Below are 21,351 nucleotides of genomic sequence, written 5' to 3' on the forward strand. Positions count from 1 at the left end.
GGTCTCCACCCTTCGAGGTTATCGCCGAGTCGGTCCTCTCTGGGTGCAGACGCCGCAGACGGTGCAAGATCGTCGTGTGAGCGACCACTCGGTGTCCGCGGACCGGCTGCGCGACCTCGCGCTGCTGCGGCGGGTGCGCGACCGCATGGACCGCGAGTTCGACCAGCCACTCAACGTGGAGGCCTTGGCGCGGGACGTGCACATGTCCTCCGGGCACCTGAGCCGGTCGTTCAGGGCGGCCTACGGCGAGTCGCCCTACAGCTACCTCATGACCCGGCGGATCGAACGCGCGATGGCGCTCCTGCGTCGGGGCGACCTCAACGTCACCGAGGTCTGCTTCACGGTGGGCTTCTCGTCGCTCGGCACGTTCAGCACTCGGTTCACCGAGCTCGTGGGCATGTCTCCGAGCGTGTATCGCCAGCGGGCCGAGCAGTCCGAGGGCGAGCTGCCGTCGTGCGTCACCAAGGCCGTCAGCAGACCGGTCAGGAATCGAGAAGCGCCGCCCCTGCCGCCGAACTAGCGTCTGCGGCATGGACATCAGCATTCACCACACCTTCCTCCCGCACACCGACCCCGAAGCCTCCCTCGCGTTCTACCGAGACACGCTCGGCTTCGAGGTCCTTGCCGACGTGGGCGAGGGCACGATGCGCTGGATCACCATCGCGCCTGCGGGCAGCAGGACGCCCTCGATCGTGCTCAACCCACCGGCAGCCGACCCGGGCATCACCGAGGACGAGCGCAACACCATCGCCGAGATGATGGCCAAGGGCACGTTCGCCACGATCGTGCTCTCGACGCCCGACCTCGAGGCAACGTTCGAGACGGTGCAGGCGAGCGGGGCCGAGGTGACGCAGGAGCCCACGGACCAGCCGTGGGGCGTGCGTGACTGTGCCTTCCGCGACCCCGCCGGCAACCACGTGAGGATCAACCAGGCGTGAGGGCCAGACGGGTGCCGTGAGCACGACGGGTCGCTGGTGGGCCGGCGGCAGTGACGTCGGGGGAGTGGTCCTAGCTGGTGACGAGGTGGAACTCGTTGCCGTCAGGGTCGGTCAGGACCATCGTGCTGTCCGTCGGTCGACTGGTGGTCGGCGTGGAGGCATCGGTCCCGACCGTGGCGCCGAGGGCCGCCAGCCGGTCCAGCTCGACCTGCGGGTCCGTGTCAGCGTCGAGGGCGATCTCGAGGTGCAGCCGGTCGCGGCCGAGGCGCGGCATGAGTGGAGGCCCGCTCCACGTGATCTTCGAACCTCCGTGCGGCGACTGGATGGCCGTCTCCTCGTCCTGGTCCCAGACCAGGTGCCAGCCCAGCACCTGGCTCCAGAAGTAGCCGAGGGACTGCGACCCGTCGCAGTTGATGCCGCCGATGGCCCCGGTGCCGGCCAGGAAGGTGTTCCCGGGCTCGATGACACAGAGCTCGTTGCCCTCGGGGTCGGCGAGCACCACGTGCCCGTCCTCGTCGGTCTGGCCGATGTCGATGTGCTGTCCGCCGAGCGCGAGGGCCCGCACGATCGTCGCCGTCATCGCCGGCTCGGACTCGCTCGTCACGTCGAAGTGGATGCGGTTCTGGCCGAGCTTGGGGGTGTCGGCTGCTCGGAAGCTCAGGCGGTAGTCGTTGCCGTCCCGGGGGAGCACCACCATTTCGGACACCTGTTCGACCAGCTCCCAGTCCAGGACCTCGGCCCAGAAGCGGCCGACGTGAGCGGGGTCGTGAGCCTCGATGCTGATGCCGTGGAACCGTGACGTCGCCATCCGGCCACCGTAGGGACGCCGGTCCAGCACCTGCAACGCGATTTGCCGCGCGGCGGGCTGCGACCGCACGTCTAGGGTGCGACGCATGGACCAGTGCGAGCGGCCATGATCCTGCCCGAGGTGCGCGACCCACGGTTCTTGACCACCCGCCGCGGTGGCACCGTGAGCGACGCCGACCACCGGCTGCTCGCGCTTTGGGTCGCGGGTCAGGCCGCCTGCGTCGCACACGTCGCAGCGCACGAGCTCGGCGCCGCGGCATACGCCATCAAGGCGGTGCGTGAGACGGCTCCGGACCACGCCGGGACGGAACTCGGTCGACGCGAACGCGACTGGCAGCGCCAGCAGCTGCCGTCAGCCATCCGTGAGCTCGTGTTGGACGACCAGAGGTTGCGCAACGACAACTGCTGGTCCGTCTTCACGTGATCAGGAGGGGCTCCTTCCAGCGTCACGCATAACGCCGATAATCAACATTATGTCAAGTAGATGATGGCGCAGGGGCTCCGGCCCCGCTCCCCGCAGGGTCAGTCCACCGCCGTTGCCGACGTGTTGACGGCAGAGATGTCGACGCAGACCACCCCGGTGTTGCCGTCCGCGTCGGCGAGCACGGTCAGTCCCGGGGCGTTGCTGTCGGCGACGACCTGTCCACCCGCGGCGACCGCATCGGCGACCCGCTGCTCGGCCACCTCGGGCGCGACGTAGACCTCGACGTGGAAGCGCTGACGCGAGGCCCCGTCCTCGTCGGCGGCCTCGAGGTCTCCGAACCACAGGTTGGGCACCCTTCCCGTGGCGTCCCGGATCTCGTCGCCGGGAGTCCCCCGGCCCTGGGCCTCGGCGCTCCCTGTCAACAGGGCCGCCCACATCGGGGCGATGGTCGCGGACTGCGCCGTGTCGAGGCCCAGCTCGATGACGCTGACCGAGGCCGGGTCGGCGTCGAGCGCGTGCTCGGCGGCGATCTCGGTGATCCGCCGTGCGAGGTCGACGTCCTGCTGGGTGACCCACTCGACGACGTACTCGGTGCCATCGTCGTCGCGGTAGATCGCGTCGTCGCTGCTCAGCTTGAGGTCGACGTGCCCGCTGGCCATCGACACGCCCGGGTGGTGCCCGAGAGCGTCGCCCGCCTCGCCCACCGCGACGACGAAGCGTGCGCCGGCGGCGAAGTCGTCGACCAGGTAGCGCGCGTGCAGTCCCTGGGCCAGCTTGCGCCAGTCGGTCAGGTTGGCCTCGGCGATCTGGTCACCCTTGAGCATGTCCATGAACGGGCACGCTAGCCCTCCTCCCCCATGACTAGGGTCGACAGCGTGATGCGTATCGGCGTTTCCGGCTGGCGGTATGCCGGGTGGCGCGGAGACTTCTACCCGAAGGGCCTGCGCCAGAAGGACGAGCTCGCGCACGTGGCTCACCGGATGACCAGCATCGAGATCAACGGATCCTTCTACTCGTTGCAGCGCCCGTCGTCCTACCGACGGTGGCGCGAGTCGGTCCCCGACGATTTCGTCTTCGCCGTCAAGGGCAGCAGGTTCGTGACCCACATGAAGGCGCTGCGTGACGTGGAGACACCGCTGGCGAACTTCTTCGCCTCCGGCCCCCTCGCCCTTGGGCCCGCCCTCGGCCCGATGCTCTGGCAGCTGCCCGAACGCCTCGAGTTCGACGAGGCCTTGGTGGGGTCGTTCCTGTCACTCCTCCCCCGGACCATGCCCGCGGCTGCCGAGCTCGCCGAGCGGCACGACGACCGCGTGCCCGACGACCGGGCCTGGACGACGGCCGAGATCCGGTCTCCCCTGCGCCATGCCGTCGAGCCCCGGCATCCATCCTGGGACTCGGACCGGACTCGGGACCTCCTGCGAGAGCATGGAGTCGCCCTCGTCCATGCCGACACAGCCGGGCGCTGGCCGACCATGGGAGATGGCACCGCGGACTTCCACTACGTGCGCCTCCACGGCGAGGAACGTCTCTACGCCGGTGGCTACAGTGACTCGACACTCGACAGGTGGGCCGAGCGACTCACCTCGTGGGAAGCGGCCGGACAGGACTCCTACCTGTACTTCGACAACGACATCGACGGGCGGGCGCCGTGGGATGCCGAGCGACTCATCGAGCGGGTGGGCACCTGAGACCTGGCGTCGCGGAGCCTGCGCTCGCCGTGCCACTGGAGCGTCTCGGGCAGGATGACGTTGATCGCCAGCGCGCTGACGTCGACGTCGACGTCGCTGCCGTCGGTGTCGGCCCCGGTCACGGAATCGGACACGGTGCGCCCTCACAACAGGGGCGGATGTAGCCGCACCCGTCGCACCGCTCGTGCGAGGTCTCCCAGCGCATGAGCCGTCCGCAGTTGGGGCACGGTTCGGTCAGATCGGCCATATCGTCAAGCGTATGGGCTTCAGCGTCGTCCCTCTGGGATCCGACACGTGGGACGGCTTCGCCGACCTCGTCGACCGCAACAACGGCATCTTCGGTGGCTGCTGGTGCATCAGCTTCCACCTCGACCGCGGTGAGCGCGCCTTCGACCACCGCGAGGCCAAGCACGAGCACGTGCTCACCGACCGGGCCCACGCCGCCCTCGTCGTGGACGACGACGGCGCCGTCCAGGGCTGGGCCCAGTTCGGCGACGTCGACGAGGTGCCGGGGATCAAGCACCGTCTCGCCTACGAGCAGGCCCCTCCCCCGGCGCCGGACTGGCGGATCACGTGCGTCTTCGTGGACAGGCGACACCGGGGACAGGGCGTCGCTCGCCAGGCGGTCGAGGGGGCGATCGACCTCATCGAGCGGGCCGGCGGCGGTCTCGTCGAGGCCATCCCGGAGGCGACCGCGGGCCGTGAGGCGCCGGGCCGGTTCCTCTTCAGCGCCACCGCCGAGCTCTTCGACGACCTCGGCTTCGAGCGGGTGCGGCAGGTCGGCAAGCATGCCTGGATCGTCAGCCGTCACCTCGACGCGAGGGCGTGACGGATGGGACTGGCGCAGGACCTCGACTACCGCCACCGCGCGGCGAACCCCGTCCAGAACGCCGTGCGGTGGGCCGCCGGGACACGCGCCGGAGCGTGGGCGTCCTCCCACGTCCTTCGACACTTCGACAGCTCGGTGGGCCGACTCACACGCGGCCGTCACACCGCCGCGAGCCTCGTCACGGGAATCGCCGTCCTCAGCCTCACCACCACGGGCCGCCGGTCCAGAGAGCGACGCAACAGCCACCTCATCGCCACTCCCCTGCGCGGCGACCTCGCGCTCCTCGGCACGAACTTCGGACAGACCTCCACGCCGGCCTGGGCGCTGAACCTCGAGAGCGACCCCCGGTGCTCGGTGACCTACCGAGGGCGCACCCTGCACGCCATGGCTCGGGCCGCGACCCCGGAGGAGGTCGAGGAGGTCTTCACCCGCGCGAGCTCGTTCTACGCCGGCTACCGGCACTACCGCTCACGCATCGGTGACCGTCGTCAGGTCCGGGTGTTCCTGCTGTGCCCCCGAGTTCACCCTTGACGCGAAAGCGACTGCGGCACAGCGCTTCTCACAAGGACAGCTCGATGTGCATCTCCATCGACACGACGTCGCCGAGCTCGATCTCCTCGGCCCGACGCACCCGGTCCTTGAGCGGAACGACGTAGCCACCGTCCTTGGGCCACAGCGACGTGGTCCACGTCGTGGCACCGATCCGCAGGGTCACCGGGACCATCCCCCACCCGTAGCTCACCACGTCGGCCGCGTCGCGCACGTCGTCGCACAGCTCCTCCGGCACCGAGACGAAGTGGTAGGGCGCGGGGCCGCGCCACTCCCAGACCTCCCCCGCGAACTCCCACGTGCTCATGCGCACCAACCTAGGCGGCAAGGGCGCAGGTCACGGCGAACTCTTGACCCGGCATACCAACTCTTGACCGTCGGCCTACCCGATGCTGACGTGCAGGTTCATACGTTGGCGACCGGTCGCAACCCGCGACCATCCCCTGCCACAGGAGCTCCACATGACGACGACCAGTCGCACTCTCGCCGTGCTCGCAGCGACCGCCCTCACCGGCGGCGCCATCTTCACGGGGCAGGCCAACGCCGCCGAGGGCGAGACCCCCACCTACGGTGAGTTCAAGGCGTCCACCTTCCAGGACCTCGACCGCAAGTTCATCGTCAACGGCGACGAGCCCGTCGCCAACGACGGTGCGCTGCGCCAGTTCTACGACGCCCTCGTCGCACCGCAGGAGACCCAGGAGGACGGCCTCATCGTCAACACCGTCAACGGTGCCGACGACAAGTGGTCAGCGACCCAGGCCCTCAACCTCACCTACTGCGTGAGCACGAGGTTCGGCACCGACTACAGCCGCGTCGTCTCCGCGATGACCGCCGGCGTCGGTCAGTGGGAGGCCGCGACGAGCAAGGTGAACTTCACCCACGTCACCGCGCAGGACGGCAGCTGCACCACGCGCAACGGCTCGGTGCTCTTCTCGGTCGAGCCGACGAAGACGACGCAGTACATCGCTCGCGCGTTCTTCCCGAGCACGCCCAAGTCGGGCCGCAACGTCCTCGTCAACGCCAAGTCGCTCTACAGCAGCGGCTCATGGACGCCCTCGAACATCATGGCGCACGAGCTGGGCCACTCCCTCGGCTTCCGCCACGAGCACACCCGTCCCGAGGCGGGCACCTGCTTCGAGGACAACAACTGGCGTCCGCTGACGCCGTACGACCGCGCGTCGATCATGCACTACCCCCAGTGCAACGGCTCGTCCTCAGACCTCAGCATGACCGAGACCGACCGTCAGGGAGTCCGGGCGCTCTACGGCAGCTGAGAACCTGCTCGATTCCTCCCGAGCAGGACGACGTCACCCCCACCGGCATCCAGGGGCTTCAGCGCCGGTGGGGGTGACGTTGGTCAGCGGGCGAGCTCGAGCAGGTGGGCGCGCTCGCGGCCGATGGGCACGAACCCCTCACGCAGCAGCAGTGGCAGGGACCCGATCCGCCGTGCCTTGGTGATCGCGGTGTGGCAGTGGGCTGTCGCGGCGAGGTCGAGACGGGCGGCGAGCATCGCGGCATACACACCTCGACGTCTCGCGTGGGGCAGGACAGCGGCTCCCACGAGCGGTGCGACCTGCCACTCGAAGCCGACGCTCGCGCGACCGACCGGCTCTCCGTCGACCCAGCCCACCACCCACGCGCTGCGCGCCTGGTCGAGGTCGTCCAGCACCTCGGCGAGGTAGGCCTGAGGATCGGCCGGGACGGGGTTGCCGAACACCTCGGCACCGATCCCGATGACGGCGTCGATCCCCTGCTGGTCCTGCACGAGCGTGACCCGGACACCGGGTGCGATCGGTGGCAGCGACCCGTCGACGGCACGGGCGACGCACACCTGGTCCTCGACCGTCGTCGCGCCGGCCTCCAGCACGAGGTCCTCGAGGCCCGCGGGCGTCGAGTCGTCGCGGAACCACCACTCCGCGCTGCGTGCCCCACGGTCGAGCAGGTATGCCGTGAGGTCGGCGAACACGTCGGCGGGGTCGCGCTCGGCATGGGTCCAGTGCACGACGAACGGCCGGTCGGGTTGGTCCGGGTAGTGGCTGACCAGCGCCTCGTCGTGCTCCAGCGTGACGTAACCGCGGCTGGGGACGACGCCGTGTCGCGTCATCGCGCGCAGGACGAGCTCCGGGAACTCCGCGAACGGCTGCTCCTCGGGGTGCTGCCGGGCCGCCGGCGAGGTCACGCCTCGAAGCGGCTCGGGTCGCCGGCGCCGAGACGCAGGACCTCCGGCACCTCGCCGGAGAGGTCCACCACCGTCGTGGGCTCATTGCCGCACTCCCCCGAGTCGAGGACGATGTCGACGACGTGGTCGAGCTCCTCCTTGACCTGCCAGCCGTCGGTCATCGGCTCGGTCTCGCCGGGCAGGATGAGCGTCGACGTGAGCATGGGCTCCCCGAGCTCGGCGAGGAGGGCACGCACGACCGGGTGCTCGGGGATCCGCACCCCGACCGTCCGCTTCTTGGGGTGCAGCAGCTTGCGCGGTACCTCCCCCGTCGCCGGAAGGATGAACGTGTAGGGCCCCGGAGTGGAGGCCTTGACCGCGCGGAAGACCGAGTTGTCGACGTGCACGAAGTGCCCGAGCTGGGCGAAGTCGGCGCACACGAGGGTGTAGTGGTGCTTGTCGTCGAGCTTGCGGATGTCGCGGATGCGGTCCTTGGCGGCCTGGTTGCCGAGCGCTGCGCCGAGCGCGTAGCCCGAGTCGGTCGGGTAGGCGATGAGCCCGCCGTCCCTGAGCGTGGCCACGGTCTGCGCGATGGAGCGGGGCTGCGGGTCGACCGGGTGGACGTCGAGGTAGCGGGCCACGGCTCAGTCCTCGCGCATCGTCACGGGAGTGCCGAGCTGGACCGCTCGCGAGACCGTGCACAGGCGGTCGTGCGACTGCGCGATCGCCCGCGGGAGCATCTCGCGCGCCTTGTCGCCCTCTGGTCCCTCGGGGAAGCGCACCCGGAACGTCACCTCGAGGTCCTGCATGTGGTTGCCCTTGACCGGGTCCTTGGCCTTGACACCGGCGCCGGTGGCGGTGAACTCGGTCGGCTCGGCCCGCTTGCTCGTGATGAAGTCGACGTCGACGGCGCTGCAGCCGGCGATGGCGGTGAGCAGCAGCTCGACCGGCGTGAAGTCGTCGGTCTCACCCGAACCGATGTGGATCGTGCCGCCACGCACGTTGGTGACGTCGAACTCGCCGCGCGACGTGCGTGTCATGGTGATCGAACGGTGCCCCGTGCCCGTGCCCCCGGTCTCGGGCTGGGCGGCCTGCTGCGCGTCGGTCATGTGGTGCTCCACTTCTCATCGATGGCGCGCACGACCTTGAGGTCGCGCGCCGTGAGGGGCGTCCCGGCAAGCCGCTCGAGCTTGGCCCCGGCCAGCTTCGCGGTGTGGAACTGGCTGTCGATCTCGAGGAGGATGTCGCGCCCCACGACGCGTGAACGTTCCGGCGTGTCCTCGTATGCCGTGAGCGCCGCCTTCGCGTCCGCGCCGAGGTCTCCCTTGGCGAAGGCGACATAGCGTCGTCCGCCCTCACCGACGAGGGGTGGCGTCGCCTCGACCTCCTTGACCAAGGCGGCCAGCTCGGCCGGTGAGCGCACGATCGTCGGGACCTCGAAGTCGCACCAGTCCCCCAGCAGCCCCTCGATCGCCGCCTCGACCTTGGCCTGCGAGCGCATCGTGGAGGTGAGGGCGATGTTGCCCGTCTGGATGTGGGTCTGGACGTCGGCGAAGCCGGAAGCGGTGAGCCGTTCGCGGAGCTCGGCCATCGGCACCTTGTGGTGCGGGCCGAGGTTGATGGCCCGCAGGAAGGCGAGGTGGCGCGGCATACCGGGATCCTGCCAGAGTGACGACCATGACTGGCGCACCCGCTGTCCCCGACGGACGCATCGTCCTCGTCCGGCACGGCAAGACCGAGTGGAGCGAGTCGGGCCAGCACACCGGCACGACCGACATCCCGCTGACCGAGCAGGGCGAGGCCGACGCCGCCACGCTCGCGCAACGCCTCTCCGGCTACGACGTGGGACTCGTCCTGTCGTCCCCGATGCAGCGCGCCAGGCGCACTGCCGAGATCGCGGGCTACACCGCGGAGGTCGACGACGACCTCGTCGAGTGGGACTACGGCGCCTACGAGGGGCGCACGACCAAGGAGATCCGCGAGGAGCTCGGCTACCACTGGGCGGCCTTCGAGCACGGCGTCGTGGCGGGCGCCACGCCCGGCGAGACCGTCGAGGAGGTCGCGGCCCGGGCCTCGCGCGTGCTGCTCAGGGCGGCACCGACGCTCGCCACACGTGACGTGCTGCTCTTCGGGCACGGGCACGCCCTGCGGGTCCTCGCCGCCGTCTTCCTGCGCGAGCAGCCGCGCTTCGCCGCCAAGCTCCTGCTGGACGCCGGCTCGGTGAGCGTGCTCGAGTACGAGCGCGAGCAGCCGGCGATCAAGCTCTGGAACAGCCTGGGCTGAGGCGCGTCCCGTCCGGGGTGAGGCTCAGGGCAGGGACCAGGTGTGCACCGGCTCGTTGGTGCTCATGTGCTCGGTGTAGAGCTCGAGCATCTGGTGCAGCGCCTTGCGCCGGTCGCTGCCCCGCTCCTCGAAGCGGCGCACCGCGTCGGTCTGCCAGGTCGCACCGTTGACACCCGCCTGGGCGCGAGCCTCGATGATCCCGAGGAAGCGGTCACGCACCGCCTGGGAGACGCCCCACTCCTCGAGACCCTCGTGGGCCAGCGGCAGGAGGTGGCGCAGGACGAGCTCGTCGGCGCCGACCTCGCCGTAGCCCGGCCAGTACAGCCGCGACTCGATCCCGTCACGTGCGCCCCGGTGGAAGTTCTCCTCGCAGGCGGCGAAGCTCATCTTCGTCCACACCGGACGCTCGGTGGACGCCAGCTTGCGCACCGCGCCGTAGTAGAACGCGGCGTTGGCCAGGGTGTCGGCGATCGTCGGACCCGCCGGGAGGACGCGGTTCTCGACACGCAGGTGCGGGCGGCCCTTGACGATGTCGTAGATGGGGCGGTTCCACCGGTAGACGGTGCCGTTGTGCAGTCTCAGCTCGGCCAGCTCGGGCGCCTCGCCGGCCTCGAGCCGGGCCATCGGGTCCTCGTCGGTGGTCTCGGCCAGCAGGGCCGGGAAGTAGCGCGAGTTCTCCTCGAAGAGGTCGAAGATGCTCGTGATCCACCGCTCGCCGAAGAAGACGCGAGGGCGGACGCCCTGGTTCTTGAGCTCGATCGGGCGGGTGTCCGTCGCCTGCTTGAACAGCTCGATGCGAGTCTCGGCGTGGAGCCGCTGCCCGAAGAAGAAGGGTGAGTTCGCGGCGAGGGCGACCTGCACGGGTGCGAGGGCCTGGGCGGCGTTCCAGTGGTCGGCGAAGTCCGCCGGTGTCACCTGGAGGTGGAGCTGGACGCTCGTACATGCCGACTCGGGTGCGATCGAGTTGCAGTAGGTCGCGACCCGCTCGCCGTGCGGACCGTGGATGTCGAGGTAGATGTCCTCGCCACGCGCCACGAAGATCGAGTCGTTGAGGGCGGTGTAGCGGTTGTTGTCGCTGATCCAGTCGCCCTCGTAGTGCTCGGGCATGATCGTCGGGAGGATGCCGATCGAGACGAGGCGCGAGCCGACGTCGCGCGCCTTGGCGTCGGCCGCGTTGAGCGAGGTGCGCAGGTCCTCCTCGAGCTCGAGCGCGGAGTCACCGGGCAGCGGCCGGGGAGGGACGTTGAGCTCGATGTTGTAGCGCGCCAGCTCGGTCTGGTAGCCCGGGTCGGCGATCGCCCGGAGCACCTCGGCGTTGGCGAAGTGCGGCTCGTAGTCGCCGTTGACGAGGTTGAGCTCGATCTCGAGGCCGGTCATCGGTCGCTCGAACTCGAACAGGTCCTGGGTCAGCATCCGCTCGAAGACGTCGAGGTTCTGCCGCACCTTCTCGCGGTACCTCTGTCGTTCTTCGCGCGTGTAGCTCTGCGCGCTGACCTCAGCACCCACACCGATCACCTCACTGTTGGCTGCACCCGCCGGCCGGAAGGCCAACTCAATCACCATCCGAGCACGTCACGCGAGGTGAACGTGGACGAATCCGCGTTTCGGTCACGGCACCTGTCGGTGGACCCACCTAGCCTCGGTGACGTGCGCATGATCCACACCTCCGACTGGCACCTGGGGCGGGCGTTCCACCAGGTGGGACTGCACGACGCCCAGTCGGCCTACCTCGACCACCTGGTCGAGGTCGTGCGCGCCGAGACCGTCGACGCCGTGCTCGTCGCCGGCGACGTCTACGACCGCGCCCTGCCGGCGCCCGACACGGTCGCACTGCTCTCGGACGCCGTCGAGCGGATCATCGACGCCGGAGCTGTCGTGGTGCTGTCCAGCGGCAACCACGACTCGGCGATCCGCCTCGGCTTCGCCTCGCGCCTCCTCGAGCGATCCGGTCTGCACATCCGCACGAGCCTCGACGACATCGGCCGACCCGTCGTCGTCAAGGGTGTGGCGATCCATCCCCTCCCCTACCTCGAGCCCTCCCTCACAGCCGGTCCCCTCGGGGCCGCTGAGCGCACCCACGCCGGAGTCCTCCGGGCGGCGATGACGCGGGTGCGGGCTTCGCTGGCAGGCGGCGACCACGACCACTCGGTCGTCATGGCGCACGCGTTCGTCACCGGCGGAGCCACCAGCGACTCCGAGCGCGACATCTCCGTCGGTGGCGTCGCCGCCGTCCCGCCCGAGGTCTTCGACGGCGTCGACTACGCCGCGCTCGGTCACCTCCACGGCCGCCAGGAGGTCGCCGACGGCGTGCGCTACTCGGGCTCCCCAGTGGCCATGTCCTTCAGCGAGGCCGGGCACACCAAGGGGTCGTGGCTCGTCGACCTGTCCGCGCACCGCACGGAGGTCGAGTTCGTCGGGGCTCCGGTCAAGCGGCCGTTGGCCCTGCTTTCCGGCACTCTCGAGGAGCTGCTCTCGGACCGCCGTCACGACGCCGCCGAGACCGCGTGGTGCCAGGTGACGCTCACCGACCCGGTGCGGCCCCTCGGCGCCATGGAACGGCTGCGTGCCCGCTTCCCCCACACCCTCGACCTCCGCTTCGCCCCGACCGGCGCCGTCACGACGATGAGCGCGTATGCCGCCTCCCTCACCGAGCGCTCCGACCTCGCCGTGTGCTGCGACTTCCTCGCGCACGTCAGGGGCGGGCACGGTGCCGACGACGAGGAGCGGGGGCTGCTCGAGGAGGCCGTCGAGGGCGCGCGCCTGCACCGGTCCGCCGCCGACGGCGAGACGGGGTCGACCGCGACCCGTCGGTCGGGGGCGGCATGAGGATCCACCGGCTGCGGGCCACGGCGTTCGGCCCGTTCCCCGACGAGGTCACCGTCGACTTCGACGCCCTCACCGCCTCCGGTCTCTTCCTCATCCACGGCCCCACGGGCGCAGGCAAGACGAGCCTGCTCGACGCGATCTGCTTCGCGCTGTTCGCCGACGTTCCGGGGCTGCGAGACCGCCGCGGCGTGGTGAGCGACCACGCCGCCCCGACGGCGACTCCCTCGGTCGAGCTCGAGTTCACGTGCGGCACCCGGCGCTTCACCCTCTACCGCTCCCCTGCCCACACCCGTCCCAAGAAGCGCGGCACCGGCACGATCGAGAGCCCGGCGACCGTGGCATTGTCCGAGCACGACGGCACCGGTTGGAGGGTCGTCTCCACCCGCAACGACGAGGCCGCCGAGGTCATCCACGACGTCCTCGGCATGGGCAAGGAGCAGTTCGCCAAGGTGGCGATGCTGCCCCAGGGTGAGTTCGCGGCCTTCCTCACCGCCAAGGACGACGAGCGGCGCGCCCTCCTCGAGAAGCTCTTCGACATCTCGCGGTTCGCCGACGTCGAGGAGTGGCTCGCAGCACAGCGTCGCGAGAGCGAGGCTACGGTCACGGCCCTGCGCTCCGGGATCGACACCGACCTGGCCCGGCTCGGAGACGTCGTGGCGGCGGTGGGCGCACGCGAGGACGCCGACGCGGGTGCCACCGAGCACGCCCACGGTGCCCTGGCGGTCTCGCCGGACTCTCCCGAGGCCATCCGAGCCCGTCTCGACGCCCTCGGCGCCGAGCTCGACGAGCAGCTCTCCGAGGCGATGGTCGCCCTCGACGTGGCCGCCGGAGCAGAGGCCGTGGCGTCCACCGAGGCCGAACAGGCCCGGTCGACCATCGTCCTGCGGTCCCGAGCCGCCTCGGCCCGGTCGGCGATCGCAGCACTCGACGCCGAAGCGGACGAGCTCGTGACCGTGCGCCAGACCCACGAGGCAGCGCGGCGGGCCGCGGGGGTGCGCGGTCACCTCGACGCGGTCCTGCGCGCCGGCGCGGAGGCCGACCATCAGGACGCCTCCGTCGCGGCGGCCCGCGCACGCGTCGTCGCGCGAGTGCCCGACGCCGGTGACCCGGCCGACCTCGTCGCGACGCTGCGGGTCCACGACGACACGGTGCGTGAGCTGGTGAGGCTCGAGGCCCAGTCGGCCGCACGAGCGGATCGTGTCCGGGCGCAGCGGCGCGCCGTCGATCGAGCTGCCGCGGTTCTGGAGACGGCTGACGCGGACCGTGCAGCCGCCGAGACCAAGGTGGCCGATGCCGAGGCCGTGCTGGCCGATGCCCTCGAGGCCGTGGCGGCGCTCGACGGCGTCACGGCGGCGGCCGAGGCCTCCCGAGCCCGCCTTCGACTGGCGCAGCGGGCGGTGCGCGACGAGGCCACGGTCGAGGCGCTCGTCGACGCCGCGGCCTCGGCACGCAGCGCCGCCCAGGACGCCCGTGACCGGGAGCAGGACCTCGTCGCACGCCGGTTGGGGCAGATGGCTGCCGAGCTGGCTGAGGGGCTCGTCGACGGCGAGTCCTGTCCGGTCTGTGGATCGCACGAGCACCCCGTCCCGGCATCCGCCGCCGACCGGGTCACCCCTGACGAGCTCCAGCAGGCCCGCGACCGGCATGCCGTGCTCGTGCGAGAGCACCAGGACGCCGAGTCCGCTGCCGCCAGTGCCAAGGCGCTGCTGGCGGATGCCCTGGGCACCCTGGAGGTGGGTTCCGTGCGCGAGATCGACCTCCCCGCCGAGACCGCGGCTGCCACGGAGGCCGGTGCACGACACGAGGCCGTGCGCCGCCGGGCCCTGGGTCGCGGCGCCCACGAGCAGGAGGTGGCGAGCCTGCGCAGCGAGGTCGCCCGGATCGATGCGGCCGTGGCCACGTCGCGTCGCGACCTCGCACAGGCGACAGCCCTGGCGGAGCGGGAGCTCGAGGCCGAGGGCACCGATGCCGTTGCGACTCACGAGCTCGAGGCTGCCCACGCGACGTGCCCGTGCCGACAGACGGACGGCGCCCCGTCGACGTCCCGCAGCACGTCCGCCAGCGCAGCCGCCGCGTCGCCACCCGTCGCCGACAGCGCAACCACCCGGTCCGGACACGATGCACCCACTGCAGCCCCGACCCCGACGGCTGTCGCCGTCGCCCACGCCCACGCACGCCTGCTCACCGAGGCCGCGGCGTGGCTCGAGGCCCGGGAGCGACACGACACCGCACGCGCTCGCCTCGAGGAGGCCAGCGCGGCTGCCACCGAGGCCGCCACCGACGCCGGGTTCGACTCCCTGGAGTCGGCGACGCGGGCGTTGGTTCCCACTGCGGCGCTCGAGCGGCTCGGAGACCGACTGCGCGACCACGACCGGGCACTCGCCGCAGCACAGGCGGTGCTCGACGACGAGGCCGTCCGCGCTGCGGAGTCCGCCGCAGAGCCCGACCTCGACGCTCTCACCGCAGCGGCGCAGCAGGCGAGGACCACCTTGCTCGAGGCGCAGTCCGCCCAGACCCGCGTCACGACGGCCGTGAGGGCGTTCTCGGCGGTGCGGGCCAGCCTGGTGGCCGGACTCGACGCGGCGGGGCCCGTCCTCGAGCGCCACCACCGCGTCAAGGACCTCGCCGACACCTTCGCTGGTGGCGGCGTCAACAACACGCTCCGGATGCGCCTCAGCTCCTACGTCCTGGCCGCGCGCCTCGACAAGGTCGCCCAGCTCGCCAACGAGCGGCTGCGCGTCATGGGCGACGGTCGCTACCGCCTCGAGCACTCCGACCGGCTGGCCGCCCGCGGCGCTCGCAGCGGGCTCGGCCTGCGCGTCCTCGACCAGTGGACCGGCGTGACCCGCGAGACCTCCACCCTCTCGGGCGGTGAGGCGTTCATGGCCTCGCTCGCCCTGGCGCTGGGGCTCGCCGACGCGGTGCGCGAGGAGTCCGGCGGGTTCGACCTCGGCACCCTCTTCGTCGACGAGGGCTTCGGCACCCTCGACGACGAGAGCCTCGAGCAGGTCATCACGGTGCTGGACTCGTTGCGAGAGGGTGGCCGGGCCGTGGGGGTCGTCTCGCACGTCGGCGAGCTGCGCAGCCGGATCACCAGCCAGCTCGCCGTGCGCAAGACCGCGAGCGGCAGCACCGTCGCCGTCTCCGCCCCCGGTAGCGAGAGCGCCGCATGACGAGCGTTGCGCCACAAGGGACCTGACCTTCGCCGCTGTGAACCGGTCGCGCCGCGCGACCCCAGCAGGGTCACGCGGCGCGAGCGGACGGCATACGGGCGGGGTCGTTCAGTCCTCGAACGCCTCCGGCGGCGGGCACGAACAGACGAGGTGGCGGTCGCCGTAGGCGCCGTCGATGCGGCGCACCGGGGGCCAGTACTTCGCGAGCGGGTCGACACCCTTGGGGAAGGCCGCCTCCTCACGGGAGTAGTCGACGTCCCACTCCCCCGCCAGCGAGAGGGCGGTGTGCGGGGCGCCCCGCAGGACGCTCGTCTCGGCGTTGCCCGCCGCCCCCACGGCGTCGATCTCGGCCCGGATCGCGACCATCGCGTCGCAGAAGCGGTCGAGCTCGAACTTGTCCTCGCTCTCGGTCGGCTCCACCATGAGCGTGCCCGCGACCGGGAACGACATCGTCGGGGCGTGGAAGCCGTAGTCGATGAGGCGCTTGGCGATGTCGTCCACGCTCACGCCGGTCGCCTTGGTCAGCGGACGGACGTCGAGGATGCACTCGTGCGCGACGAGCCCGTCCTCGCCTGAGTAGAGCACCGGGTACGAGTCGCGCAGCCGGGCGGCGACGTAGTTGGCGTTGAGGACGGCCACCTCGGTCGCACGGCGCAGACCCTGGGCTCCCATGAGGCGCACGTAGGCCCATGAGATGGGAAGGATCCCTGCTGACCCGTAGGGCGCCGCCGACACGGGACCGACGCCGGTCTCGGGACCGGCCTCGGGGTCGAGCGGGTGGTTCGGCAGGAACGGTGCGAGGTGCTCGCGGCAGGCCACCGGACCGACGCCCGGGCCACCACCGCCGTGCGGGATGCAGAACGTCTTGTGCAGGTTGAGGTGTGAGACGTCGGCACCGAACCGGCCGGGCTGGGCCAGCCCGACGAGGGCGTTGAGGTTGGCACCGTCGACGTAGACCTGGCCTCCGGCGTCGTGCACCATCGCGCAGAGGTCGGTGATCGTGTCCTCGAAGACGCCATGGGTCGACGGGTAGGTCACCATGATCGCGGCGAGCTGGTCGCGGTGCGCCTCGACCTTGGCCTTGAGGTCGTCCATGTCGACGTTGCCGGTGATGACGTCGGTCTTGACGACGACGACCTTCATGCCCGCCATCACCGCACTCGCGGCGTTGGTGCCGTGGGCACTGGCCGGGATGAGGCAGATGTTGCGCTCGGAGTCACCACGGGAGCGGTGGTAGGCGGCGATCGCGAGCAGGCCGGCGAACTCGCCCTGCGAGCCGGCGTTCGGCTGCAGCGACACGGCGTCGTAGCCGGTGATGTCGCAGAGCCACCCCTCGAGCTGGCTGACGAGGGTACGGATGCCCTCGGTCTGGTCGAGCGGGGCGAACGGGTGGAGGTTGGCGAACTCCGGCCACGTGATGGCCAGCATCTCTGTCGTCGCGTTGAGCTTCATCGTGCAGGAGCCGAGCGGGATCATGCCCCGGTCCAGCGCGAAGTCGCTGTCGGCGAGGCGGCGCAGGTAGCGCAGCATCGAGGTCTCGCTGTGGTGGCTCGAGAACACCGGGTGCGTGAGGTAGTCCGAGGTCCGGTCGAGCGACTCGCCCCAGCCGGGCTCAGCGATCTCGACGCGAGCGGGCGCCTCGACGCCGAACGCCCGGCACACGGAAGCGACGTCGGTGAGGTCGGTGGTCTCGTCGACGGAGACGATGACGGTGTCTTCGTCGTGCCGCCAGAGGTTCGTCCCCTCGGCCAGGGCCGCGGCGACGAGCTCGTCGGCACGTCCCGGGACCCGTAGGGAAAGGGTGTCGAACCTGGCCCCCTCGGCCACCTCCACACCGCCGTCCGACAGAGCGGTGGCCAGCGCCTCGGCGTGCGCGTGGATGCGCAGCGCGATGGCCCGCAGGCCGCGCGGGCCGTGGTAGACGGCATACATGCTTGCCATGACCGCGAGCAGCACCTGAGCCGTGCAGATGTTGGACGTCGCCTTCTCGCGACGGATGTGCTGCTCACGGGTCTGGAGCGCGAGCCGGTAGGCCGGCGCGCCCGTGACGTCGACGGAGACACCGACGAGGCGACCGGGCAGCGTGCGCTCGAGCCCCGAGCGCACCGACATGTAGCCGGCGTGGGGCCCGCCGAAGCCCATCGGGACGCCGAAGCGCTGCGTCGTCCCCACGGCGATGTCGGCGCCCCACTCCCCCGGCGACGTGGCGAGCGTGAGGGCCATGAGGTCGGCCGCCGCCGTGACGAGCGCACCGGACTCGTGGGCTGCGGCGGCGAGGGCGCGGTGGTCGCGCAGGCGACCGTGCAGGTCGGGGTACTGGACGAGCAGGCCGAAGACCGCGCGACCTCCCGTGACCTCGCTCAGCCCGTCGGTCGTCGTGACCTCGGAGAGGTCCGCCACGACGATCTCGATGCCCAGCGGCAGGGCCCGGGTCCGCATGACCGCCAGGGTCTGCGGGAAGACGGCCTCGTCGACGAGCAGCACGGCGTCCGCGGGTGCCTTGCTCGAGCGGCGCATCAACGTCATCGCCTCCGCGGCCGCCGTCGACTCGTCGAGCAGCGAGGCTCCGGAGGTGGTGAGGCCGGTGAGGTCGCTGACGACCGTCTGGAAGTTGAGGAGGGCCTCGAGCCGTCCCTGGGAGATCTCCGGCTGGTACGGCGTGTATGCCGTGTACCAGGCCGGGTTCTCGAGGACGTTGCGCTGGATGACCGGCGGGACGACCGTGCCGTAGTAGCCCAGGCCGATCATCGACGTCAGGACCGTGTTGCGTGCCGCGAGGCCCCGCAGCTCCTTGATGACGGCGGCCTCGGAGTCGGCGGGCACGATGTCCATGGCGCCGGTCGCACGGATCGCGTCGGGAACGGCCGTCGAGGTCAGGTCGTCGAGGCTCGAGCGTCCGATCGCGGCGAGCATCTGCGCCACGGCCTCGTCGTCGGGCCCGATGTGGCGCCCGGCGAAGGCGGGCAGGTCGGTCTGGCTGAGGGTGGTGTCGGTCATGAGGTGAGGCTCCTGGCGCACTGGACGGGCACGGGCCTCCCCATCTGTCACGGGGTGAGCCGTTTCAGAGGTGCCTGATCCGTGCGGTCCTTTGCGCCTGAGAGGTTCCGGGGAGTTTGCCCCTTCGGCGCCCCGACCCCACGGGGCCGAGGACTCTCCCGCACGGTGTTTGCGGCTCGCTCAGGGTAACAAAACGGTGCGCGCCCTGGAGGGCGCGCACCGCGTGTCGGTCAGGGCCCGGCTCAGGCCAGGCGTGCTGCGCGACGGGCGCTGAGCTCGTCGTCCGGGTGAGCGGCAGGGACCTCGTCGCTGGGGCGCTCGCCCGGGAGGTGGGAGAGGTCGCCCTCGACCTCGCGCCAGACCTTGCCGACGGCGATCCCGAAGACGCCCTGACCGCCCTGGAGCAGGTCGATGACCTCCTCGTTGGACGTGCACTCGTAGACCGAGGCGCCGTCGCTCATGAGGGTGATCTGGGCGAGGTCGTCGACCCCGCGGTCGCGCAGCACCTGGACGGCGCCGCGGATCTGCTGGAGCGAGACGCCGGTGTCGAGGAGCCGCTTGACGATCTTGAGCGCGAGGATGTCGCGGAAGCCGTAGAGACGCTGCGAACCCGAACCGGCCGCTCCCCGCACGGACGGCTCGACGAGCGAGGTCCGGGCCCAGTAGTCGAGCTGGCGGTAGGTGATGCCGGCGGCCTTGCACGCCGTGGGGCCGCGGTAGCCCAGCTCCTCGTCGAGCTCGGGCAGGTCGTCGGTGAACAGCAGGCCCTGTGCCGCGATCGGCACGTGACCCTTGGGGTTCTCTTCGATGGCGTTCACGCCAGCCTCCTGCTGCTCCACGAATGCGCTGTAACTACATGGTCGTCGTTCTCTTGAGCGCGACGCTAAGGGGCGCGGAACCTCAGGTCAACTACCACTCGACCCTAACCTCACGCGTGTCGTGAGTAACATCCGTAACACTCACCCTCAACTGGAGGGTTGGTCTCCGGTGTCGAAGTCGTCCGCGGACACGTGGTCGAGGAACTCCTTGAACTTCTCGACCTCGTCGTCCTCCTGCTCCCCCGCCATCGCCACGCCGGCCTCGTCGAGGAGCTCCTCGGACGTCACGATCTCGACGCCGGCGCGCAGCGCGAGGGCGATCGCGTCAGACGAGCGGGAGTCGATGCTCTGGCCGCCCCCGCTGGCTCCCCCGTCGATCTCGAGGACCGCGTGGAAGACACCCTCCTCGAGGGAGGTGATCCGGACCCGGTCGATCGTGTGCCCCAGGTCGGTGAGGACGTTCTTGAGCAGGTCGTGGGTCAGCGGCCTCGGCGGGACCACGCCCTGCTGGGCGTAGGCGATCGCCGCGGCCTCGGCGGCGCCGACCCAGATGGGCAGGTAGCGGCTGCCGTCGCGCTCACGCAGGAGGACGATGGGCTGGTTCGTCGGCATCTCGACACGGACCCCGAGAACGTCCAGTGGCTTCACGCTCCCACCGTACGTCGTCAGGGTCGGGCCAGACCACCCTTGACCAGCGCGGCGTGCAGCTGGAGGCACAGACGCGCCACATGGGCCTGGTCGGCGGCCCGTCCACCCGCGCGGCGTGTGCTCATCGCCTGCTCAACCAGCCCGACCTCGCGGTCGGCGGCGGTGCGGAAGGGCCGCAGGTGGCGCGCCTCGATCCCGTATGCCGCGAGACCGGCCGCCGCGTGCGTCGCCTGGAGGTCCGTGGCCGAGAAGTGCCCCTCGGAGTCGGGACGCAGGACGCCAAAGCCCTCGAGGGAGGTGATGACCTCCGGGTCGAGACCGGTCGCGCTGGCGAGCTCGGCGCGGGTGAGCCGGACGGTCGGCGGGGCCTTGAGGAGGTCCGCCTCGTCGGGCACGTCGGGGTCGGGCACGGGCTCGGGGGGCCGAGGCCGAGCATCGCTGTCGAGCACCGGTTCCAGGCCCCGGTCGAGCGCGTCGAGCGACTCGCGGATGACCTTGAGCGGCCAGAACCGGTCGCGCTGGGCGCGCAGGACGTAGCGGAGGCGCTCGACGTCGCTCACGGCATACGTGCGGTAGCCGGCGGGCGTCCGCGCAGGCTCGACGAGACCCTCGGTCTCGAGGAAGCGGATCTTGGAGATGCTGATCTCGGGGAACTCCTCGCGCAGGGCGTCGAGGACCTTCCCGATGGTCAGCGGCCGGTCAGGCCTGCTTGGCGGCATAGAAGACCAGGCGGTACTTGCCGATCTGCACCTCGTCGCCGGTCTGAAGTGTCGACTCGTCGATCCGCTCGCGGTTGACGTAGGTCCCGTTGAGCGACCCGACGTCCCTGACGACGAACCGCCCCTCGGCCCGCTCGAACGTCGCATGCTGCCTCGAGACAGTGACGTCGTCGAGGAAGATGTCGCTCTCGGGGTGGCGCCCCGACGTGACGACGTCGTCGTCGAGCAGGAACCGCGCGCCGGTGTTGGGGCCGCGAAGGACGACGAGCAGCGCCGTGCCGGGACGTAGCGCCTCGACGGTGGCCTGGTCGGCACGGGTGAGGACGTGCTCGCTCTCGTGGACGATGTCGGACTGCTCGAGCCCCTCGACCGCCCTGAAGCGCATCGTCGTCGACGACTCCGGCTCACGCGCAGGGGTCGACTCTCCGGGGTGCGGGGTCGGCTCCGACGCGCGATCAGGCGTGTCGCGACTCTGGTCACTCATCTGTGCGGCT

Annotated in this window: 23 protein-coding genes and 1 riboswitch; of the genes, 10 read left to right on the forward strand and 13 right to left on the reverse strand. The window is 70.9% G+C overall.

The features are described 5' to 3' along the window. The first annotated feature begins 76 nt into the window (after window positions 1–76). Window positions 77–520, forward strand: a complete 444-nt coding sequence (locus tag LL946_RS17055; RefSeq protein WP_404382787.1) for a helix-turn-helix transcriptional regulator — start codon at window positions 77–79, stop codon at window positions 518–520. A gap of 10 nt (window positions 521–530) precedes the next feature. Next, window positions 531–938 (forward strand): VOC family protein, encoded by a 408-nt coding sequence (locus LL946_RS17060; protein WP_404382789.1) that lies wholly within the window; start codon window positions 531–533, stop codon window positions 936–938. Window positions 939–1,008: 70 nt separating this feature from the next. Here LL946_RS17060 and LL946_RS17065 read toward each other — a convergent pair whose 3' ends face one another. Next, window positions 1,009–1,746: a VOC family protein gene (locus tag LL946_RS17065; RefSeq protein ID WP_404382791.1), complete on the reverse strand. Its 738-nt coding sequence runs from the start codon at window positions 1,744–1,746 to the stop codon at window positions 1,009–1,011. Between the two features lie 105 nt (window positions 1,747–1,851). Between LL946_RS17065 and LL946_RS17070 the strand changes: the two genes are divergently transcribed. Continuing rightward, window positions 1,852–2,169 carry a putative immunity protein gene (locus tag LL946_RS17070; protein ID WP_404382793.1) on the forward strand — a complete coding sequence of 106 codons (318 nt, stop codon included), beginning with the start codon at window positions 1,852–1,854 and terminating at the stop codon, window positions 2,167–2,169. Between the two features lie 98 nt (window positions 2,170–2,267). Here LL946_RS17070 and LL946_RS17075 read toward each other — a convergent pair whose 3' ends face one another. Then, window positions 2,268–2,999 (reverse strand): VOC family protein, encoded by a 732-nt coding sequence (locus tag LL946_RS17075; RefSeq protein ID WP_404382795.1) that lies wholly within the window; start codon window positions 2,997–2,999, stop codon window positions 2,268–2,270. Between the two features lie 48 nt (window positions 3,000–3,047). Between LL946_RS17075 and LL946_RS17080 the strand changes: the two genes are divergently transcribed. From LL946_RS17080 to LL946_RS17090, 3 genes are all read left to right on the forward strand, one after another. After that, window positions 3,048–3,857 (forward strand): DUF72 domain-containing protein, encoded by an 810-nt coding sequence (locus LL946_RS17080; RefSeq protein ID WP_404382797.1) that lies wholly within the window; start codon window positions 3,048–3,050, stop codon window positions 3,855–3,857. A gap of 259 nt (window positions 3,858–4,116) precedes the next feature. After that, a complete protein-coding gene (locus tag LL946_RS17085; protein ID WP_404382799.1) occupies window positions 4,117–4,686 on the forward strand; it encodes a GNAT family N-acetyltransferase in 570 nt (189 codons plus the stop codon). 3 nt (window positions 4,687–4,689) lie between these two features. Continuing rightward, entirely contained in the window at window positions 4,690–5,217 is a 528-nt protein-coding gene (locus LL946_RS17090) for a nitroreductase family deazaflavin-dependent oxidoreductase (protein WP_404382801.1), read from the forward strand. A 28-nt stretch (window positions 5,218–5,245) separates the two neighbouring features. Here LL946_RS17090 and LL946_RS17095 read toward each other — a convergent pair whose 3' ends face one another. Beyond that, complete coding sequence (locus tag LL946_RS17095) at window positions 5,246–5,542, reverse strand: DUF1905 domain-containing protein (RefSeq protein WP_404382803.1); 297 nt, start codon at window positions 5,540–5,542, stop codon at window positions 5,246–5,248. A gap of 154 nt (window positions 5,543–5,696) precedes the next feature. Here LL946_RS17095 and LL946_RS17100 point away from each other — a divergent pair, with 154 nt between their 5' ends. Then, the gene (locus tag LL946_RS17100) at window positions 5,697–6,509 is read left to right on the forward strand and encodes a M57 family metalloprotease (protein ID WP_404382805.1); all 813 of its coding nucleotides are present in this window, start codon (window positions 5,697–5,699) and stop codon (window positions 6,507–6,509) included. 83 nt (window positions 6,510–6,592) lie between these two features. On the opposite strand, the gene LL946_RS17105 is transcribed toward LL946_RS17100, so the two are convergent. The 4 genes from LL946_RS17105 to LL946_RS17120 are packed head-to-tail and all read right to left on the reverse strand — an operon-like array spanning window position 6,593 to window position 9,044. Further along, window positions 6,593–7,414, reverse strand: coding sequence for a GNAT family N-acetyltransferase (locus LL946_RS17105; protein WP_404382807.1), 822 nt, complete (start codon window positions 7,412–7,414; stop codon window positions 6,593–6,595). Then, entirely contained in the window at window positions 7,411–8,034 is a 624-nt protein-coding gene (locus tag LL946_RS17110) for an L-threonylcarbamoyladenylate synthase (protein WP_404382809.1), read from the reverse strand. The genes LL946_RS17105 and LL946_RS17110 overlap by 4 nt, the downstream gene beginning before the upstream one ends. Before the next feature lie 3 nt (window positions 8,035–8,037). Then, window positions 8,038–8,502, reverse strand: coding sequence for an OsmC family protein (locus LL946_RS17115; protein ID WP_404382811.1), 465 nt, complete (start codon window positions 8,500–8,502; stop codon window positions 8,038–8,040). Further along, complete coding sequence (locus LL946_RS17120) at window positions 8,499–9,044, reverse strand: DUF1697 domain-containing protein (RefSeq protein WP_404382813.1); 546 nt, start codon at window positions 9,042–9,044, stop codon at window positions 8,499–8,501. Before LL946_RS17120 ends, LL946_RS17115 begins: the two co-directional genes overlap by 4 nt. 26 nt (window positions 9,045–9,070) lie before the next feature. Between LL946_RS17120 and LL946_RS17125 the strand changes: the two genes are divergently transcribed. After that, window positions 9,071–9,676 carry a histidine phosphatase family protein gene (locus LL946_RS17125; protein ID WP_404382815.1) on the forward strand — a complete coding sequence of 202 codons (606 nt, stop codon included), beginning with the start codon at window positions 9,071–9,073 and terminating at the stop codon, window positions 9,674–9,676. A 24-nt stretch (window positions 9,677–9,700) separates the two neighbouring features. On the opposite strand, the gene LL946_RS17130 is transcribed toward LL946_RS17125, so the two are convergent. Next, a complete protein-coding gene (locus LL946_RS17130) occupies window positions 9,701–11,182 on the reverse strand; it encodes a glutamate-cysteine ligase family protein (RefSeq protein ID WP_404382816.1) in 1,482 nt (493 codons plus the stop codon). A gap of 141 nt (window positions 11,183–11,323) precedes the next feature. Here LL946_RS17130 and LL946_RS17135 point away from each other — a divergent pair, with 141 nt between their 5' ends. Both LL946_RS17135 and LL946_RS17140 read left to right on the forward strand, forming a co-directional pair. Next, on the forward strand, window positions 11,324–12,502 hold the full coding sequence (locus LL946_RS17135) for an exonuclease SbcCD subunit D (RefSeq protein ID WP_404382818.1): 1,179 nt from the start codon (window positions 11,324–11,326) through the stop codon (window positions 12,500–12,502). Next, a complete protein-coding gene (locus LL946_RS17140; protein ID WP_404382820.1) occupies window positions 12,499–15,675 on the forward strand; it encodes an AAA family ATPase in 3,177 nt (1,058 codons plus the stop codon). The genes LL946_RS17135 and LL946_RS17140 overlap by 4 nt, the downstream gene beginning before the upstream one ends. Before the next feature lie 108 nt (window positions 15,676–15,783). Here the strand turns inward: LL946_RS17140 and gcvP are convergent, their stop codons facing one another. The 5 genes from gcvP to LL946_RS17165 all read right to left on the reverse strand — a co-directional run bounded on the left by gcvP (window position 15,784) and on the right by LL946_RS17165 (window position 21,341). After that, window positions 15,784–18,672 (reverse strand): aminomethyl-transferring glycine dehydrogenase, encoded by a 2,889-nt coding sequence (gcvP, locus tag LL946_RS17145; RefSeq protein ID WP_404382822.1) that lies wholly within the window; start codon window positions 18,670–18,672, stop codon window positions 15,784–15,786. 74 nt (window positions 18,673–18,746) lie between these two features. Further along, window positions 18,747–18,843, reverse strand: a riboswitch (glycine riboswitch). Between the two features lie 71 nt (window positions 18,844–18,914). Next, complete coding sequence (locus LL946_RS17150) at window positions 18,915–19,490, reverse strand: MerR family transcriptional regulator (protein WP_404382824.1); 576 nt, start codon at window positions 19,488–19,490, stop codon at window positions 18,915–18,917. Between the two features lie 147 nt (window positions 19,491–19,637). Then, entirely contained in the window at window positions 19,638–20,138 is a 501-nt protein-coding gene (locus LL946_RS17155) for a bifunctional nuclease family protein (RefSeq protein ID WP_404382826.1), read from the reverse strand. A 17-nt stretch (window positions 20,139–20,155) separates the two neighbouring features. Next, a complete protein-coding gene (locus LL946_RS17160; protein ID WP_404382828.1) occupies window positions 20,156–20,857 on the reverse strand; it encodes a MerR family transcriptional regulator in 702 nt (233 codons plus the stop codon). Then, the gene (locus tag LL946_RS17165) at window positions 20,838–21,341 is read right to left on the reverse strand and encodes an FHA domain-containing protein (RefSeq protein ID WP_404382830.1); all 504 of its coding nucleotides are present in this window, start codon (window positions 21,339–21,341) and stop codon (window positions 20,838–20,840) included. Before LL946_RS17165 ends, LL946_RS17160 begins: the two co-directional genes overlap by 20 nt. Window positions 21,342–21,351: the final 10 nt, after the last annotated feature.

It is taken from the genome of Knoellia locipacati, assembly GCF_044791685.1.
Taxonomy (GTDB): Bacteria; Actinomycetota; Actinomycetes; order Actinomycetales; family Dermatophilaceae; genus Knoellia; species Knoellia locipacati_A.

Excerpts from the sequence above, each read along its gene's own strand:
- LL946_RS17060 (WP_404382789.1), top strand. The coding sequence starts at position 531 with ATGGACATCAGCATTCACCACACCTTCCTCCCGCACACCGACCCCGAA.
- LL946_RS17065 (WP_404382791.1), bottom strand. The coding sequence starts at position 1,746 with ATGGCGACGTCACGGTTCCACGGCATCAGCATCGAGGCTCACGACCCC.
- LL946_RS17070 (WP_404382793.1), top strand. The coding sequence starts at position 1,852 with ATGATCCTGCCCGAGGTGCGCGACCCACGGTTCTTGACCACCCGCCGC.
- LL946_RS17075 (WP_404382795.1), bottom strand. The coding sequence starts at position 2,999 with ATGGACATGCTCAAGGGTGACCAGATCGCCGAGGCCAACCTGACCGAC.
- LL946_RS17080 (WP_404382797.1), top strand. The coding sequence starts at position 3,048 with ATGCGTATCGGCGTTTCCGGCTGGCGGTATGCCGGGTGGCGCGGAGAC.
- LL946_RS17085 (WP_404382799.1), top strand. The coding sequence starts at position 4,117 with ATGGGCTTCAGCGTCGTCCCTCTGGGATCCGACACGTGGGACGGCTTC.
- LL946_RS17090 (WP_404382801.1), top strand. The coding sequence starts at position 4,690 with ATGGGACTGGCGCAGGACCTCGACTACCGCCACCGCGCGGCGAACCCC.
- LL946_RS17095 (WP_404382803.1), bottom strand. The coding sequence starts at position 5,542 with ATGAGCACGTGGGAGTTCGCGGGGGAGGTCTGGGAGTGGCGCGGCCCC.
- LL946_RS17100 (WP_404382805.1), top strand. The coding sequence starts at position 5,697 with ATGACGACGACCAGTCGCACTCTCGCCGTGCTCGCAGCGACCGCCCTC.
- LL946_RS17115 (WP_404382811.1), bottom strand. The coding sequence starts at position 8,502 with ATGACCGACGCGCAGCAGGCCGCCCAGCCCGAGACCGGGGGCACGGGC.
- LL946_RS17120 (WP_404382813.1), bottom strand. The coding sequence starts at position 9,044 with ATGCCGCGCCACCTCGCCTTCCTGCGGGCCATCAACCTCGGCCCGCAC.
- LL946_RS17125 (WP_404382815.1), top strand. The coding sequence starts at position 9,071 with ATGACTGGCGCACCCGCTGTCCCCGACGGACGCATCGTCCTCGTCCGG.
- LL946_RS17140 (WP_404382820.1), top strand. The coding sequence starts at position 12,499 with ATGAGGATCCACCGGCTGCGGGCCACGGCGTTCGGCCCGTTCCCCGAC.
- gcvP (WP_404382822.1), bottom strand. The coding sequence starts at position 18,672 with ATGACCGACACCACCCTCAGCCAGACCGACCTGCCCGCCTTCGCCGGG.
- LL946_RS17160 (WP_404382828.1), bottom strand. The coding sequence starts at position 20,857 with ATGCCGCCAAGCAGGCCTGACCGGCCGCTGACCATCGGGAAGGTCCTC.
- LL946_RS17165 (WP_404382830.1), bottom strand. The coding sequence starts at position 21,341 with ATGAGTGACCAGAGTCGCGACACGCCTGATCGCGCGTCGGAGCCGACC.